Origin of the sequence: Promicromonospora sp. NPDC090134, from assembly GCF_044746965.1 — a bacterium.
Classification (GTDB): domain Bacteria; phylum Actinomycetota; class Actinomycetes; order Actinomycetales; family Cellulomonadaceae; genus Promicromonospora.
The window spans coordinates 1-14,273 of the sequence record NZ_JBIVCZ010000012.1 but is presented as its reverse complement, the minus strand read 5'-3'; the positions used below and the strand labels follow the sequence as shown (position 1 = coordinate 14,273).

The window sequence follows — 14,273 nt, the reverse complement described above, 5'->3', positions numbered from 1 at the left end:
CCGGATCTATGCGAAAGCCGTAACAAGACTGTTAATTCGGCGCCGTAAAAAGCCCCGCCCGCCCGGATCAGCGGGAACGTGGTGCAGACTCTTGCCCGGCACTTGTTCCACTTATCGAAAAAAGTTCTGCAAGAAGTCTGGAGGAGGCCCGTGCCCCAGCCCACGCGTCCCCGAGTCGCCGCGCCGCGGCTCGAGCGGGAGATCCTCGTGCTCGTGTCCAGCGGCCGCGCCCGCTCGCGCAAGGAGATCGCCGAGTCACTCGGCATCGCGCCGTCCACCGTCTCGCAGCGGGTGCAGGCGATGCTCGCCGCGGGCGCCCTGGAGGAGACCGGCGAGGGCGAGTCCAGCGGCGGACGGCGGCCGCGCGCCCTGCGCGTGCCGGGCAGCACCGGCTACCTCGGTGTGGTCGACGTGGGCGGCACGCACGCCCGGCTCGGCATCCTGCGGCACGGCGGCGAGCTGGCCACGACCACGGAGGTGCCCCTCGCGATCGCCGACGGACCCGAGCCGGTCCTGGCGCAGGTCACGGCGGCGCTGCGGGAGCTGGCCGGCGCCGCGCCCGACGGCGGCCGGCTGCTCGGCGTCGGCATCTCCCTGCCGGGCCCTGTCGACGTCGCGCAGCGCGCCCTGGACAGCCCGTCGCGGATGCCCGGCTGGTCGGGGTTCGACGTCGGCTCCTGGCTGGAGGACGCGCTCGGCGTACCCGCCGTGGTCGAGAACGACGCCAACGCGATGGCCGTCGGCGAGCACTTCGGGCACGCCCGCCGCACGCGGCACTCGGTCTCCGTCAAGGCGGGCAGCGCGATCGGGGCCGGCATCCTCGTCGACGACCGGCTGTACCGCGGGGCGGGCGGCGCGGCGGGCGACATCACGCACACCCGCATCCCCGCCGGCGGCGACACCCCGTGCACCTGCGGCAACCGCGGCTGCCTGGAGACCGTGGCCTCCGGCGCCGCCCTCGTGCGGCTGCTGCACGAGCAGGGGTACGACGTCGCGGGGACGGCCGACGTCCTCGCCCTGGTGCGCGACGCCGAACCCGTGGCGACCACGCTGACCCGCACCGCCGGCCGGCACCTCGGCGCGGCGCTGTGCACGGTGGTCAACTTCTTCAACCCCGGCGCCGTGTACCTGGGCGGCGCGCTCTCGACGCTGGAGCCGTTCGTCTCGGCGATCCGCAGCCAGATCTACGAGGGCGCCCACCCCCTGATGACCCGCGACCTGGTGATCGCGCCGTCCGGGCTGGGCGCCGACGCGAACCTCGTGGGCGTGGGCCGCCTGCTGGAGGACGCGCTCGTCCCGCACGCCTTCACCGCCCAGCCCTCTGCCCCGTCCCCCACAACGTCGGAAGGACCACGATGACCAACCCCCGCCCGCGGGTCGCGATCGCCGGTATGTCGATCGAGTCCAGCACGTTCTCCCCGCACCGCTCCGGGTGGGAGGCCTTCACCCTGCGCCGCGGCGACGAGCTCGTGAAGCACTACCCGTTCCTCGCCGACGGCGCTCCCCTGCGCGACGCCGCCGAGTGGAGCGGCGTGCTGCACGCGCGGTCGCTGCCCGGCGGCGCCGTGCCCGCCGAGGTCTACGAGGCAGTGCGCGACGAGATCGTGGCGACCCTGCGCGACCAGCAGGCGCAGCACGGGCCGTACGACGGCCTGCTGCTCGACATCCACGGCGCCATGACGGTGGTCGGCCGGGACGACGCCGAGTCCGACCTCGCGGCGGCGGTACGCGCCGCCGTCGGCCCCGGAACCTTGATCAGCACCACCATGGACCTGCACGGCAACGTGCCCCGCGAGCTGGCCCAGGCCAGCGACCTGATCACCTGCTACCGCATGGCCCCGCACGAGGACGCCTGGGAGACCCGCGAGCGCGCCGCGACCAACCTGCTCGCGCGCCTCCGGTCCGGGGGCGCGCCCAAGAAGGCGTGGCTGCAGGTCCCCGTGCTGCTGCCGGGCGAGAAGACCAGCACCCGCATCGAGCCCGCGGCGTCGATCTACGCCGACGTCGCCCGCGTGGCCGACCTGCCCGGCGTGCTCGACGCCGCGCTCTGGGTCGGGTACGCGTGGGCCGACGAGCCGAGCTGCCGGGCCGCCGTCGTCGTCACGGGCGACGACGAGGAGGTGATCGTGCGCGAGGCCGAGCAGCTCGCCCGGCAGTACTGGGACGCGCGCGACGACTTCGCGTTCGTCGCGCCCGCCGCCCCGTACGAGCAGTGCGTGGCGACCGCGCTGGCGAGCGAGGCGCGGCCGTACTTCCTGTCCGACTCGGGCGACAACCCGACGGCGGGCGGTGCGGGCGACGTCACCTGGACGCTCGCGCGGCTGCTCGCGGAGCCGGCCTTCTCCCGTCCGGCCGAGGACGGCGGGAGCACCGCGATCTACGCCTCGCTGCCGGACGGCGCGGCGGCGCGCTCTGTGGCCGCTGCCTTCGCCGCGGACGGACCGGGCGCGGCGGTCGACGTCGAGGCCGGAGCCCGGGTCGACGACGGCCCGCACGGGCCGGTCCGCCTGACGGGCGTCGTGGAGCACGTGAGCGAGGGCGACCCGGACGCCGGGATCGTCGCCGTCGTCCGCGCGGGCGGGCTGCGCGTGATCCTCACGGAGCGGCGCAAGCCGTACCACCTGGAGCGCGACTTCAAGGTGCTGGGCCTGGACCCGCGCGCCACCGACGTCGTCGTGGTGAAGATCGGCTACCTGGAGCCCGAGCTGTACGACATGGCGGCCGACTGGATGCTCATGCTCACCCCGGGTGGCGTCGACCAGGACCTGCTCCGCCTGGGCCACCACCACCTGACGACCCCGACCCACCCGTTCCACGAGTTCGAGACAGAGCCGGACCTGCGCGCGGAGCTCCTGTAGCGAGCTCGACCATCGGACCCACCGGAAGCGTGTCCCGGGCATGTCGTCGGCGTGTCGCGGCGGGCAGACGACCTACGAATTCGAGGTGTGTTGCTCTGCGTAGACAAGCTCTACGCAGAGCAACACACCTCGAATTCGTACGTTCGCCCTCCGCCGGTCAGGGGCGGTCAGGCCTCCGCGACCAGGGAGAACAGGTCCTTCGGGTTCTCCGGCTCCGCGATGAGGTCCAGGTGCTGGAGCAGCTCCGGCGCGTTCGCCGTGACGTCCTCCAGGACGAACTTCAGCGCGGTCCAGTCCTCGACGGCGAAGCCGACGGAGTCCCACACGATGAGCTCGTCCTCGCTCCGGCGGCCCTGCGCGGCGCCCGTGACGACCTGCCACAGCTCCGTCACGGGGAAGTCGGCGGCCTGGCGCTGGATCTCGCCCTCGATGCGGGTCTGCTCCGGGAGCTCGACGAACACGCTCGCCCGCGCGACGATCGCCGGGTCCAGCTCGGTCTTGCCCGGGCAGTCGCCGCCGATCGCGTTGATGAAGACGCCGCCCGTCACGTCGGCGTCGTGCAGCACGGTCGCGTTCTGCTTGTCGGCGGTGCACGTCGTGATGACGTCGGCGCCGCGCACGGCGTCGGCGGCGTCGTCGGCCAGGACGACGTCGAAGCCGAGCGCCTTGGCGTGCTTCGCCAGCTTCTCCATCGCGTCGCGGTCGACGTCGAAGACGCGCAGCGTCTCGATGCCCAGCTCGGCGCGCATGCCGAGCGCCTGGAACTCGGCCTGCGAGCCGCAGCCGATCAGGGCGAGCGTCCGCGAGCTGGCCGGCGCCAGGTAGCGGGCGGCGAGGGCTGACGTCGCGGCCGTGCGCAGCGCCGTGAGCAGCGTCATCTCGGCGAGGAACGTCGGGTACCCGTTGCCGACGTCGGCCAGCATGCCGATCGCGGTGACGGTCTGGAACCCTCGCGCGGGGTTGAGCGGGTGGCCGTTGACCAGCTTGAAGCCGTAGGTCTCGGCGTCCGACGTGGGCATCAGCTCGATGACACCCTCCGGGGAGTGCGACGCGATGCGCGGGCGCTTGTCGAGCTCGGGCCAGCGCGCGAAGTCGCGGTCCAGGGCGTCGGTCAGCGCGGCGATGGCGGCCTCCGGGCCGCGGCGGGCGACCCAGCGGGCGGTGGCGGCGACGTCGAGGTACGGGACGGTGGTCATCGGGTCTCCTCGGTGGTGGCGGGGCGCAGCTCGAGCGTGCAGCACTTGACCGAGCCGCCGCCCTTGAAGATCTCGGACAGGTCGATGCCCACGGGCACGAAGCCGCGCTCCTTGAGCGCGTCGGCGTAGTCGCGGGCGCGGTCGCTGAGGAACACGTTCAGCCCGTCGGACACGACGTTCAGGCCCAGGACGGCGGCGTCGTCGGCGCCGACCAGGATCGCGTCCGGGAACAGGGTGCGCAGCGTCTCCTGCGCGGCCGGGCTGAACGCCTCGGGGTGGTAGGCCACGACGGTCTCGCCGGAGACGGCGCCGTCGTCGAGCACGGAGAGGGCCGTGTCGAGGTGGTAGTAGCGCGGGTCGACGAGCTCCAGCGGGACCAGCTCCATGCCCTGCTCCGCGAGCTCCAGCCGCTCGGCCACCTCGGCGTGGCCGGCGGGCGTGGTGCGGAAGCCGGTGCCGGCGAGCAGCAGCTTGCCGATCGTCAGCAGGTCGCCCTCGCCCTCCATGATCTCGGCCGACTCGCCGAGGCGGCGGTAGCCGTCGGCGGCGGGCGTGCCGAACCAGCGGTCGTACGCCTGGCCCTCGGCCGCGCGCTCCGGGTAGGTGAAGCGGGCGGCGAGCGCCCGTCCGCCCACGACGATGCCGCCGTTGGCCGCGTAGACCATGTCGGGCAGGCCTGGCTCGGGCTCGATGATGTCGACCTTGTGACCGCGCGCCTCGTAGGCGTCACGCAGCGCCTCCCACTGGGCGAGGGCCTTGGCGGTGTCGACGGGGGAGGACGGGTCCATCCACGGGTTGATGGCGTAGACGACGTCGAAGTACGTGGGCGGGCACATGAGGTAGTGCCGCGGCGTGGCGGTCCGCTGCGCGGTGGTCTGCGTCATGGCGCGAGATTACGGCCGGACCGATTCACAACAGGCAGGCATCCGTTGCGTATCCAGGCACGGAATCTTGCGCAATCGCAGCGAGTATTGAACGATTCGTTCATGGATGCCGTGAACCGGGCGATCGTCGGCGAGCTGCTGCGCGACGGGCGTGCCACGTACCAGGAGGTCGGCAGCGTGGTGGGCCTCTCGGCGCCCGCCGTGAAGCGCCGGGTCGACCTCATGCTCGCCCGCGGGGAGATCGCGGGCTTCACCGTGCGCGTGGACCCGCAGGCCATGGGCTGGATCCTGGAGGGCTACGTCGAGATCTTCTGCTCCGGGATCGTGTCACCCAAGGTGCTGGAGCGCGACTTCGCGCCCATCCCCGAGGTGGTACGCGTCTCGACCGTGACCGGCGACGCCGACGCGATCGTGCACGTCATGGCCACGAGCATGGAGGAGATCGAGCGCACCGTCGAACGCATCCGGACCGTCACGCACGTGGTCAAGACCCGCACGGCGCTCGTGATGTCCCGCGTGGTGGACCGGCCCGGGGCCTAGGTCCACCCGTCCGGCGGTCCCCGCGGGCGACGGCGGAGCTTAGGCTGTCCTCACCAACGCTCCCCCACGGCACCGGAGGACGCCCTCGATGATCAGGACCGCTGTCTCGGACGACGTCGCCGGCTGGCTCGACGTGCTCGGCCCCCTCGCCTTCTACCTGGCCGTCTGGGGCCTGGTGTTCGTCGGCACGGCGTTCTTCGTCGGCGTCTTCATCCCGTTCCTCACCGGCGACGGGCTGCTGTTCGGCGCGGGGATCGTGGCCGGGAGCACCGACCGGATCGACATCTGGGTGCTCGCGATCGGCGTCGGCATCGCAGCGGTGGCGGGCGACCAGGTCGCGTTCCTGCTGGGGCGGCGGTACGGGCGGCCGTACCTGAGCACCCGCAAGGGTCGCTGGGTACAGGCCACCGTGGTGCGCACCGAACGGTTCTACGAGCTGTTCGGCTGGTGGTCCGTGGTGATCGGCCGGTACATGCCCTGGGCGCGCGTGTTCGTGCCGGTCATCGCGGGCGTCGGCGGGATGTCCTACCTGCGGTTCCTCACCGCGAACATCTTCGGGGCCGTGAGCTGGGGCGTGCTCATCACGGTGCTCGGCTACTACGCGGCGTCGGACCCGTCGGTCCGGCCCATCGCGTACGTGGTGGCGGGCGTGGTCATCGCGGCGTCGGTCGTCGCGGGTATCCGTGCCTGGCGCCACGACCGGGTGGCCCCCCGCCCGGCCGAGGTCGAGTAGTCCCGCCGTCCGGTCAACGGCACCCGCCGCACGATCAACCGGCGGGCGGCGCGGGCGGTCAGGGTGGTGCCCATGAGTACGAGCACAACCACCACCACGCAGCGCGACGCCGCTGCGGCCCCGCCGTCGGGCAACCCGACCTGGACACCCGTCGTGGCCCTCTCCTTCGGGATCGCGATGGTGGTCCTCAGCGAGTTCCTGCCGGCGAGCGTGCTGCCCGCGCTGGCGGCCGACGTCGGCGCGAGCGAGGGGACGGCCGGGCTGGCCGTGGCGGCCACCGCGGTCGCCGGGGCCTTCACCGCGCCGAGCATCGCGGTGCTGCTCCCCCGCGCCGACCGGCGCACCGTGCTGGTCGCGCTGCTCGTCGCGGCGGCGATCTCGAACATCGCGGTCGCCCTCGCGCCCAGCTTCGCCGTGCTGCTGCTCGGCCGGCTCCTGCTCGGCATCGCGCTCGCCGGCTACTGGTCGTTCGCCTTCGGGGCCGGCACCCGGGCCGTGCCCGGCAGGGACCACGTGGTCTCGTCCGCGCTGGCGTTCGGCACCAGCATCGCGACGGTCGTCGGCATCCCGCTGGCCTCCGTGGTGGGAGACGCCGTCGGCTGGCGGACGACGTTCGGGGGCGTCGCCGTCCTCACCGCGCTCGGCGCCGTCGTGCTCGGCCTGAGCCTGCCCTCGGTGCCGCCGCACCCGACCGCGGGCCTGCGGATGCTCCGCGAGGCGCTGCGTAACGGGCGGCTGATGGCGGGCATCGGCTGCGTGGTGCTGGTGGCGTTCGCCAACTTCACCGCGTACCCGTACATCCGGATCGCCATCGAGCGGGTGGACCCCGCCGCCACCACCTGGATGCTGCTGGCCTGGGGCATCGGCGGCACGGTGGGCACGGTGCTCGCCGGGGTGCTCGCGCGGTGGCTGCGGCCGCTGGCCGCGGCGGCCCCGGTCGCGCTGGCCGCGGGCCTCGTGCTGACGGCGTTCGCCTCGTCGGTGCCCGTGCTGGCCGTCGCTGTGGTGCTGTGGGGCTTCTCGATCAGCATGGTGCCGGTGATCACCCAGCTCTGGGTCACCCGGGTGGAGCCGGAGCGGGCCGAGTCGGCTATGTCCTTGCAGGTCACCGCGTTCCAGATCGCCATCACCGCCGGTTCGTCCCTGGGCGGCGTGCTACTGGACGGGCACGGCGTCCGGCCGCTGATGCTGGTCGGGGCGGCCGCGGCGGTCGCGGCGGGACTCGGCTGGGCGTTCCTGCGGGTACCCCGCACCTGACGGGCCGAGCGGGGCCGACGGGACCCAGGGCCGGGCCGGGCGGGGCCGGGCCGGGTTCCGGGCCTGGTTCGTGCTCGGGCCGGTACAGGCGGCGGACGGCGCAGCCTGGTCCGGCCCGGTCCGCCACGCCAGCGGCGAGAGGCCGTGGTCGGACGTGAACGCCCGGCTGAACGCAGCGACCGAGCCGTAGCCCACCTCGAACGCGACCCGCGTGACCGGCAGGCACCGGTCGATCAGCAGCGTGCGGGCCCGGTGCATGCGCACCTCCCGCAGCACCTGCATCGGGCTGTGCCCGGTGGCGCGGCGGAAGCGCTCGGTCAGCGCGGAGCGCGACAGGTGCACCAGCGCGGCCATCCGGTCGAGGGTCCACGGCTCGCCGGGCCGGTCCGCGAGCGCCGCGACGACGTCGGCGACCTGGGTGTCGGCGGTGGCGCCGGCGTCGATGCCGGTCCCGGTCTCCTGCCACAGCGCTGTCATCGCCGCGCCGATCAGGCCCGCGTAGCTCGCGGCGAACGGGGCCGGGCTGGAGATCGCGTCGAGGGGGCACGCGGTCACGAGGGCGACGACGCCGCGCTGCCGCTGGTCGAAACCGTGGACGACCAGCGGGCTCGGCAGCGCCGCTGACGGGACCGCGGGCCGCAGGTCGCCGTGCACCAGGTCGGTCTCGCGGTCGGCGACGAGCCGGTGCGCGGTCCGGGAGTCGACGAGCACCGCGTCGCCGGACAGGAGCCGGTGGCGGGCCCCGGCGGTCTCCAGCGTGGCCGCACCCGCCAGCACGACGGCCCACAGGGCGCCCGGCCGGGAGCGCACGTCACCCATGGACAGCCGCTCGCGCGTCAGCGCCGTCATCTCCCACTCCATACGAGACGGAGCCATCTGGACGCGCCGGCTATTCCCGGGGACGGCCGGGCGGGGTTCGAGGTGCCGCCTGGTCACGCCGTCAGGATGCGCAGAGCGGCCTGTCCGTTGCGCCGGTGTCCTGCCGGCAGGGCGCGCCAGGCCCGTGCTTCATCGGGCAGGTTCAGCCGCAAGGTCTGCAACCGCTGTCGGTCCGAGCCGGCGAACCGTTCCTGTTCGGCGTAGGGGTCCTCGAGACAGCACAGCAACGAGGCGGCGTCGTGCAGGTGGCGCTCAGGGTCGCGGGAGTCGGTCCGATAGGCGGCTGCCTTGAGCACGATCGCCCCGAAGACGTCCGGCACGCTGATCGTCGTCGTGCGTTCCGGTGAGACGGTCAGCCGGGCGTTGACCGTGCGGCGCAGCGCCTGGGTGCCGCCCTCGATGGCGACCATCGCATGCCCGCGCAGCTTCTCCGTGACGCTCGGCGGCGCGTGGTCCGCCGCCAGCACGTCGACGACGTCCGACACCGTCGCGACGACGTCGACCCTGGCGTCGTCACGGACGAAACGGTGGGCGCTCCCCTCGCGAGGATCGATCGGAGGCGTGAGCACGTAGCCGAGACCCTCCAGTGCTGTCGCGGCGGTCGCCGCGACACCCCGGGTCGTCTCGACGTGCAGCACGATGTCGACGTCGTTCGTCGGCCTGACCACGTCGATGCCGGAACGAAAGGCGTGGAGCTGGGTCATCAGGCCCCCGACGAGCGTCCAGCTCTCGTGCGGCAGCGCGGTCTCGATCTCGGCGACGTTCGGCCAGGGCGTGCCCCACCCGCCCGGCGGTGTCGCGACGTCGAGGGTGGGCCGGTCGGTCACAGTCGCTCCAGTGCTCGCTCGAGGGCGGCGAGACCCGCGTGGCGTTCGCGCGAGTCGAGCGACTCGGCGAGATCGAGGGCCGCGACGGTGACCGCGGTCTCGGCAAGGACCCGGACGACGGCGAGGTCCATCGAGGTGGCGCGCAGCGTGACCTGCCCTTCCTCGTCCTGCACCAGGCGGTGCCGGTCCGCGACGGCATCGAGCTCGCCGAGCTCGACGTAGCCGTCGACCGACGCCGTCGCGGCGAGCCCGAGGGGCGCGGAAGCCTGCGACGTGTCGACGATCTCGGCGCGTAGACGCGAGAGGCTCGCCGGGTGCGCTGCGTACCTGACCGCCGTTGCCCGGTTCCGCGTGCGCGCCACGAGCTGGGCAGGCGAGAGCCCACGGAGCTGAGTCCTGAGCCGCGAGCGCTGGCTCGCCCCCATCCATTCCACCGCGTTGCCGGAGAGGATCGCGACGGCGCCCCACGCCGTCGGCTCCGCCCAGCCCCGGCCCTGCCGGGCACCACGTACGGCGAGGACCCGGTCCACGGAGGTCTCGTCGACCACGCCGCGGGCGATCTGACGGAGGTGGCCCTGGGCGACCAGGTGCTGCACCTGACGGGTCGAGACTCCCAGGCGCTCGGCGGCCTCCCCGACGGTGAGCAGTGACATGACAGACAGTTTCGCCTAGGCGAAATCATCCGTCAACAGGCCGTGGTCGCCCATCCCCTGACATACTGCCGATCACCCGGCCGCGTTCCGCGCCGGCACCCAGGGAACGAAGGGCACCACCTTGCTGATCGCCGGACTTGTGCTCGCGGGCCTCGCGGCACTCATCCACGTCTACATCTTCTACCTGGAGTCCTTCGCCTGGACCGAGAAGCGCACCCTCGCGACGTTCGGGATGAGCGCCGAGGAGGCCGAGGTGACCAAGCCGCTCGCCCTGAACCAGGGGTACTACAACCTGTTCCTCGCGATCGTCACGGCGGTGGGCATCGTGCTGACGGCCGCCGGGTCGATGGCGGCGGGCACCGCGCTCGTGCTGGCCGGCGCGGGCTCCATGGTGGCGGCGTCGCTCGTGCTGATCGTCTCGGACCCGAGCAAGAGCAGTGCCGCGCTCAAGCAGGGCGTGGTCCCGCTGCTGGGTGTGGTCGCGGTGGTCGTCGGGCTGCTGGTCTGAGGCGGGACCCAGGAGCTCAGGCCGTCACGTCCATCCGCTGCGTGCCGAGCACCGACAGCAGCCGGAGCGCTTCCTCCGACGACGATCCCGGGTCGGCCGTGTAGATCACCACGTGCTGGTCCCGGTCGGCGATGTCGAGCGCGTCGCAGTTGACGGTCACCGGGCCGACCAGCGGGTGCCGGAACGTCTTGCGCAGCACCGGCGCGACCTGTACGTCCCCCGCGGCCCACAGCCGGGCGAACCGGTCGCTGCCGCGCAGGAGCTCCTCCAGCAGCGTGGCGAGCTCGGGGTCGTCGGGGTACCGGGCCAGCACCGTGCGCAGCCTGCGGGCCGAGGCCTGCTGGAACTCGTCCAGGTCCGAGACGCCGAACAGTCGTCGATCCTCCGCGTCGACGCCCAGGAACGCCCGGCGCAGCAGGTTGCGCTCGCTCCGCGGCGTCGCCGAGAAGTCCTCCATGAGCGCCGCCGCGAGCGGGTTCCAGGCGAGCACCTCCTGCGCTGCCGACGTCACGAACGCCGCAGACGAGGGCAGCCGGTGCAGGAGGTCCAGGATGCTCTGCCGCACCTCGCGCGGCGGACCCGACGGCAGACCCGGCGGCACGTCCGCGAGGTCGTGCAGGTGGTCCCGCTCGGCGTCGGACAGGCGCAGCGCCCGCACCAGCCCGGACAGCACCTCCCGCGACGGGTGCGGGCCGCGGGCCTGTTCGAGGCGCGTGTAGTACTCGGTCGAGATGAACGCGAGCTGGGCCACCTCCTCGCGGCGCAGCCCCGGCGTCCGACGCCGCTGCCCTGCGGGCAGCGCGACGTCGGCCGGTGCGATGCGCTCGCGCCTGGACCGCAGGAACGTCGCGAGCTCGGCTCTGTCCATACCCCGAGTATGGGCAGGCGGCACGGCCGTAGCCAGGTACCCGCGATGCCTGGATGGGCCACAGGAGCGGGCGCACGCTCGTCGGCATGAGCGAATCGATCACGCAAGCAACCACCACGACGACCGGGGCCGGCCTGCTCGCCGGCAAGGTCGCCTTCATCACGGGCGCGGGCCGCGGCATCGGTGCCGCCGCGGCCCGCCTCTTCGCCCGGGAGGGCGCCGCGGTCTTCCTCACGGCGCGCACGGAGTCAGAGCTCGGTGCCGTGGCCGACGAGGTCCGGGCGGCGGGCGGCACGGCGGACCACGCTGTGGCCGACCTGGCCGACGCCGGCAGCGTGCGCGCCGCCGTCGACCGGGCGGTCGAGCGTTACGGCCGCCTCGACGTCGCCTTCAACAACGGCGCCGCGTTCACGGAGCCCGCACCGCTGGACCAGGTCTCCGAGGCCGACTTCGACCACCTCTATGCGGTGAACCTCCGCGGGCCGTGGCTGTCGATGGTGGCCGAGATCGCGGCGATCCGGGCGACCGCGGGCCGGGGTGCGATCGTCAACAACACGAGCATCGGCAGCCTGCGGGCCAACCCCGTGCTGCCCGCTTACGGTGCGATGAAGCGAGGCCTGAACAGCCTCACCGAGTCCGCGGCCGTGACCTACGGACCGGAGGGCATCCGGGTCAACGCCGTCTCCCCCGGTGGCACCCACACGCGGATGATCCAGACCTGGGAGGAGTACACGCCCGGACTGATGGACCAGCTCGCCCCCGGCATCCCGCTGCGCCGTGGTGCCCAGCCCGAGGAGATCGCCGAGGCCGCGGCCTGGCTGCTCAGCGACCGCGCGTCCTACGTCACGGGCGCCGTGCTCCAGGTCGACGGCGGCGCGGGCGCCTGACGCCCTCGCCTCGTGCTCATCGGGGCTCCGGAACGGTGCGCAGCCGGCGCAGCGACCGGGAGTCCTCGAAGCCGACCGTCCGTGCGGCCGACCCCACCGTGGCCCCGTGCTCGATGAGGTGCTCGGCGCGCTCGCGCCGCAGCAGCTGCTGGTAGCGCAGCGGCGTCACCCCGGTGGCCCGCGTGAACGCCCTGGTCAGCGTGCGCTCGGCGACGCCGGCCCGCGCGGCCAGGGCGGCGAGCGGCAGGGTCCGCGCGAAGTGCTCGTCGATGTGGTCCTGGGCCTGGTGCACCGTGTCGTCGACGTGCGACCGGTGCCGCAGCATCGCGCTGGCCTGCGGTTCCGCCCCGTTCCGGCGGGCGTACACGACCATCTCCCGCGCCACGCGGGCGGCGAGGGCCGGGCCGTGCCGCATGGCGAGCAGGTGCAGCGAGAGATCGATGCCGCTGGCGATGCCCGCGGAGGTGACCACGCCGCCGTCCGTGGTGAACAGGACGTCCCGCACCACGTGCGCCCGCGGGTGCCGCGCCGCCAGCGCGTCCTGGACGGCGTGGTGGGTGGTGCAGCGCCGGCCGTCCAGCAGTCCCGCCTGGCCGAGGGCGTCGGAGCCCGCGCACACGCTGGCCACGGTGCCGCCCGCCGCGTGGTGCGCGCGGAGCCGCTCGCGCGCCTCCGCGGTCAGGCGGGGCCACGCCTGCGGGTCGTCTCCCACGCGCCACCCGGGGACGACGACGAGGTCGTCCGGGCCGAGCGCCGGCCAGTCGGTACCGGCGACCAGCGGGAGACCCTGCGCGGAGGCGACCACGGCGACGTCGGGCACCGGGCTGCCCGGGGTGCCGCCGGCCGCGCTGCTCCTGGTCGGGGTGCCCGAGACGTAGCGCAGGTCGTAGCGGTGGCCGAAGTCCCCGGCCGTGAAGAACGCCTGCGCGGGGCCCGCCAGGTCGAGCAGGTGGACCCCGGGCAGGAGCAGGAAGACGACGGTGGTCACGCCGTCGATGCTGCCACCTCGGACTCGAGCTCGGCGACCGTCGCGATGCGCGCGAACCGGTCACGAAGCACGGTCTCGGTGCGCTCCAGGATGTCCGCGGCGCTGAACCGGCCCAGCGGGTCGGTCGTGGTCGCGTCGCTGACGAACGTCACGTCGTAACCGAGGTCGGAGGCGAGGCGCGTGGTGGTCTCCACGCACTGCTCGGCCCGGATGCCGCAGATCCGCAGCTCGCCCACGCCGTGAGTGGTGAGGATCTGCTGCAGGTTGGTGGTGGTGAACGCGTTGTGCGAGGTCTTGTGCAGCAGCGGCTCACCGGGCCGGGGCTCGCCCAGCTCCTCGAACAGGCGGACGTGACCGGTCGCCGGATCGAACGGGTTGCCCGAACCCGGCTCGGTGTGCAGCACCCAGACGACGAGGTCGCCGGCCGCGCGGGCGAGGTCGACCAGCCGGTTGACCGGCTCGGCGACCCCCGGGTTGAGGGTGTCGGCCCACAGCGGGCGCACCCGGAAGGACTCCTGGACGTCGATGACGATCAGTGCTCTGCTCATGGTCCCAGTCTGCTTCCTGGTGCGACCCGTGCGGGAGGCTGGATCAGGTCGCGGGGCGGACGGATCCGGTCACGCTGGTGGACCGCTCGGTTGCCCGGCGGTCGAGGGTTGTCCACAGATTTGGGTCTGGGGCTGCGGTCGTTGGCTGTCGAACGTATATTCGACGCAAGGACATCTTATTCTCATGGTTCATCTGCGAAGGGAGCCCGAGTGGAGACACCAACCAGCCCCGCAACCACCGTCGAACGCGCCCTCGCCGCGCTGCCACCGGCCCCTACGAGCACGACGACGGTGTTCCACACGCTGTGCTGGAGCGCGCAAGCCCTGAGCGACGAGGGCGCCCTACCGGCTGCCACGGTGACCTGGCCAGGTCACGGGCGCAGCACACCTGCGACGGTGAGCGATCTCGCCGAGGGGCCGACCGAGACCGCGGCCCCGGCCTCGCTGCCAGAACTCACCGGCCTGCCGGTGGGTGCGGTCCTTGTCGATGCCCTGACCGGTGTCGAGGTAGCGGATACCGATGACGCCACGCTCGTGGACGTCGCGGCACGATGGCAGGACCTCATCTCCTGGGCCACCGCCATGCAGTCCCGCGCCACCGGCGAGATCGCCCGACGCCGCGGCTGGACCACCGAACACAACACGGC

15 protein-coding genes and 1 pseudogene are annotated in these 14,273 nt (G+C 73.3%); 8 read left to right on the top strand and 8 right to left on the bottom strand.

Annotated elements, in window-relative coordinates:
• Positions 1 to 150: 150 nt before the first annotated feature.
• Together ACIPN7_RS25695 and ACIPN7_RS25690 are read left to right on the top strand one after the other, a co-directional pair.
• Positions 151 to 1,359 (top strand): ROK family protein, encoded by a 1,209-nt coding sequence (locus ACIPN7_RS25695; protein WP_400549303.1) that lies wholly within the window; start codon positions 151 to 153, stop codon positions 1,357 to 1,359.
• On the top strand, positions 1,356 to 2,858 hold the full coding sequence (locus tag ACIPN7_RS25690; RefSeq protein ID WP_400549301.1) for a M81 family metallopeptidase: 1,503 nt from the start codon (positions 1,356 to 1,358) through the stop codon (positions 2,856 to 2,858). The genes ACIPN7_RS25695 and ACIPN7_RS25690 overlap by 4 nt, the downstream gene beginning before the upstream one ends.
• Before the next feature lie 167 nt (positions 2,859 to 3,025).
• Here ACIPN7_RS25690 and ACIPN7_RS25685 read toward each other — a convergent pair whose 3' ends face one another.
• Positions 3,026 to 4,054 (bottom strand): ornithine cyclodeaminase, encoded by a 1,029-nt coding sequence (locus ACIPN7_RS25685; RefSeq protein WP_400549299.1) that lies wholly within the window; start codon positions 4,052 to 4,054, stop codon positions 3,026 to 3,028.
• Complete coding sequence (gene ddaH / locus ACIPN7_RS25680; protein ID WP_400549296.1) at positions 4,051 to 4,938, bottom strand: dimethylargininase; 888 nt, start codon at positions 4,936 to 4,938, stop codon at positions 4,051 to 4,053. The genes ACIPN7_RS25685 and ddaH overlap by 4 nt, the downstream gene beginning before the upstream one ends.
• A 102-nt stretch (positions 4,939 to 5,040) precedes the next feature.
• Between ddaH and ACIPN7_RS25675 the strand changes: the two genes are divergently transcribed.
• From ACIPN7_RS25675 to ACIPN7_RS25665, 3 genes are all read left to right on the top strand, one after another.
• A complete protein-coding gene (locus tag ACIPN7_RS25675; RefSeq protein ID WP_285102503.1) occupies positions 5,041 to 5,478 on the top strand; it encodes an Lrp/AsnC family transcriptional regulator in 438 nt (145 codons plus the stop codon).
• Between the two features lie 88 nt (positions 5,479 to 5,566).
• Entirely contained in the window at positions 5,567 to 6,211 is a 645-nt protein-coding gene (locus tag ACIPN7_RS25670; RefSeq protein ID WP_400549292.1) for a DedA family protein, read from the top strand.
• 72 nt (positions 6,212 to 6,283) lie between these two features.
• Positions 6,284 to 7,468, top strand: coding sequence for an MFS transporter (locus ACIPN7_RS25665; RefSeq protein WP_400549289.1), 1,185 nt, complete (start codon positions 6,284 to 6,286; stop codon positions 7,466 to 7,468).
• Here the strand turns inward: ACIPN7_RS25665 and ACIPN7_RS25660 are convergent.
• The 3 genes from ACIPN7_RS25660 to ACIPN7_RS25650 all read right to left on the bottom strand — a co-directional run bounded on the left by ACIPN7_RS25660 (position 7,367) and on the right by ACIPN7_RS25650 (position 9,827).
• Positions 7,367 to 8,317: a helix-turn-helix domain-containing protein gene (locus ACIPN7_RS25660; RefSeq protein ID WP_400549286.1), complete on the bottom strand. Its 951-nt coding sequence runs from the start codon at positions 8,315 to 8,317 to the stop codon at positions 7,367 to 7,369. The two genes, ACIPN7_RS25665 and ACIPN7_RS25660, sit on opposite strands and share 102 nt — an antisense overlap.
• 83 nt (positions 8,318 to 8,400) lie before the next feature.
• Positions 8,401 to 9,174, bottom strand: a complete 774-nt coding sequence (locus tag ACIPN7_RS25655; protein ID WP_400549283.1) for a hypothetical protein — start codon at positions 9,172 to 9,174, stop codon at positions 8,401 to 8,403.
• The gene (locus ACIPN7_RS25650; RefSeq protein ID WP_400549280.1) at positions 9,171 to 9,827 is read right to left on the bottom strand and encodes a hypothetical protein; all 657 of its coding nucleotides are present in this window, start codon (positions 9,825 to 9,827) and stop codon (positions 9,171 to 9,173) included. The genes ACIPN7_RS25655 and ACIPN7_RS25650 overlap by 4 nt, the downstream gene beginning before the upstream one ends.
• A gap of 121 nt (positions 9,828 to 9,948) precedes the next feature.
• Between ACIPN7_RS25650 and ACIPN7_RS25645 the strand changes: the two genes are divergently transcribed.
• The gene (locus ACIPN7_RS25645) at positions 9,949 to 10,335 is read left to right on the top strand and encodes a DUF1304 domain-containing protein (protein WP_400549277.1); all 387 of its coding nucleotides are present in this window, start codon (positions 9,949 to 9,951) and stop codon (positions 10,333 to 10,335) included.
• A gap of 16 nt (positions 10,336 to 10,351) precedes the next feature.
• Here ACIPN7_RS25645 and ACIPN7_RS25640 read toward each other — a convergent pair whose 3' ends face one another.
• A complete protein-coding gene (locus ACIPN7_RS25640) occupies positions 10,352 to 11,203 on the bottom strand; it encodes a helix-turn-helix transcriptional regulator (protein WP_400549274.1) in 852 nt (283 codons plus the stop codon).
• Positions 11,204 to 11,289: 86 nt separating this feature from the next.
• Between ACIPN7_RS25640 and ACIPN7_RS25635 the strand changes: the two genes are divergently transcribed.
• Positions 11,290 to 12,090: an SDR family NAD(P)-dependent oxidoreductase gene (locus ACIPN7_RS25635; protein ID WP_400549271.1), complete on the top strand. Its 801-nt coding sequence runs from the start codon at positions 11,290 to 11,292 to the stop codon at positions 12,088 to 12,090.
• A gap of 16 nt (positions 12,091 to 12,106) precedes the next feature.
• Here ACIPN7_RS25635 and ACIPN7_RS25630 read toward each other — a convergent pair whose 3' ends face one another.
• Positions 12,107 to 13,078 (bottom strand): GlxA family transcriptional regulator, encoded by a 972-nt coding sequence (locus ACIPN7_RS25630; RefSeq protein ID WP_400549268.1) that lies wholly within the window; start codon positions 13,076 to 13,078, stop codon positions 12,107 to 12,109.
• Entirely contained in the window at positions 13,075 to 13,626 is a 552-nt protein-coding gene (locus ACIPN7_RS25625) for a cysteine hydrolase family protein (RefSeq protein WP_400549265.1), read from the bottom strand. Before ACIPN7_RS25625 ends, ACIPN7_RS25630 begins: the two co-directional genes overlap by 4 nt.
• A 210-nt stretch (positions 13,627 to 13,836) precedes the next feature.
• Here ACIPN7_RS25625 and ACIPN7_RS25620 point away from each other — a divergent pair.
• Positions 13,837 to 14,273, top strand: a pseudogene (locus ACIPN7_RS25620) (hypothetical protein); the annotation flags it as partial.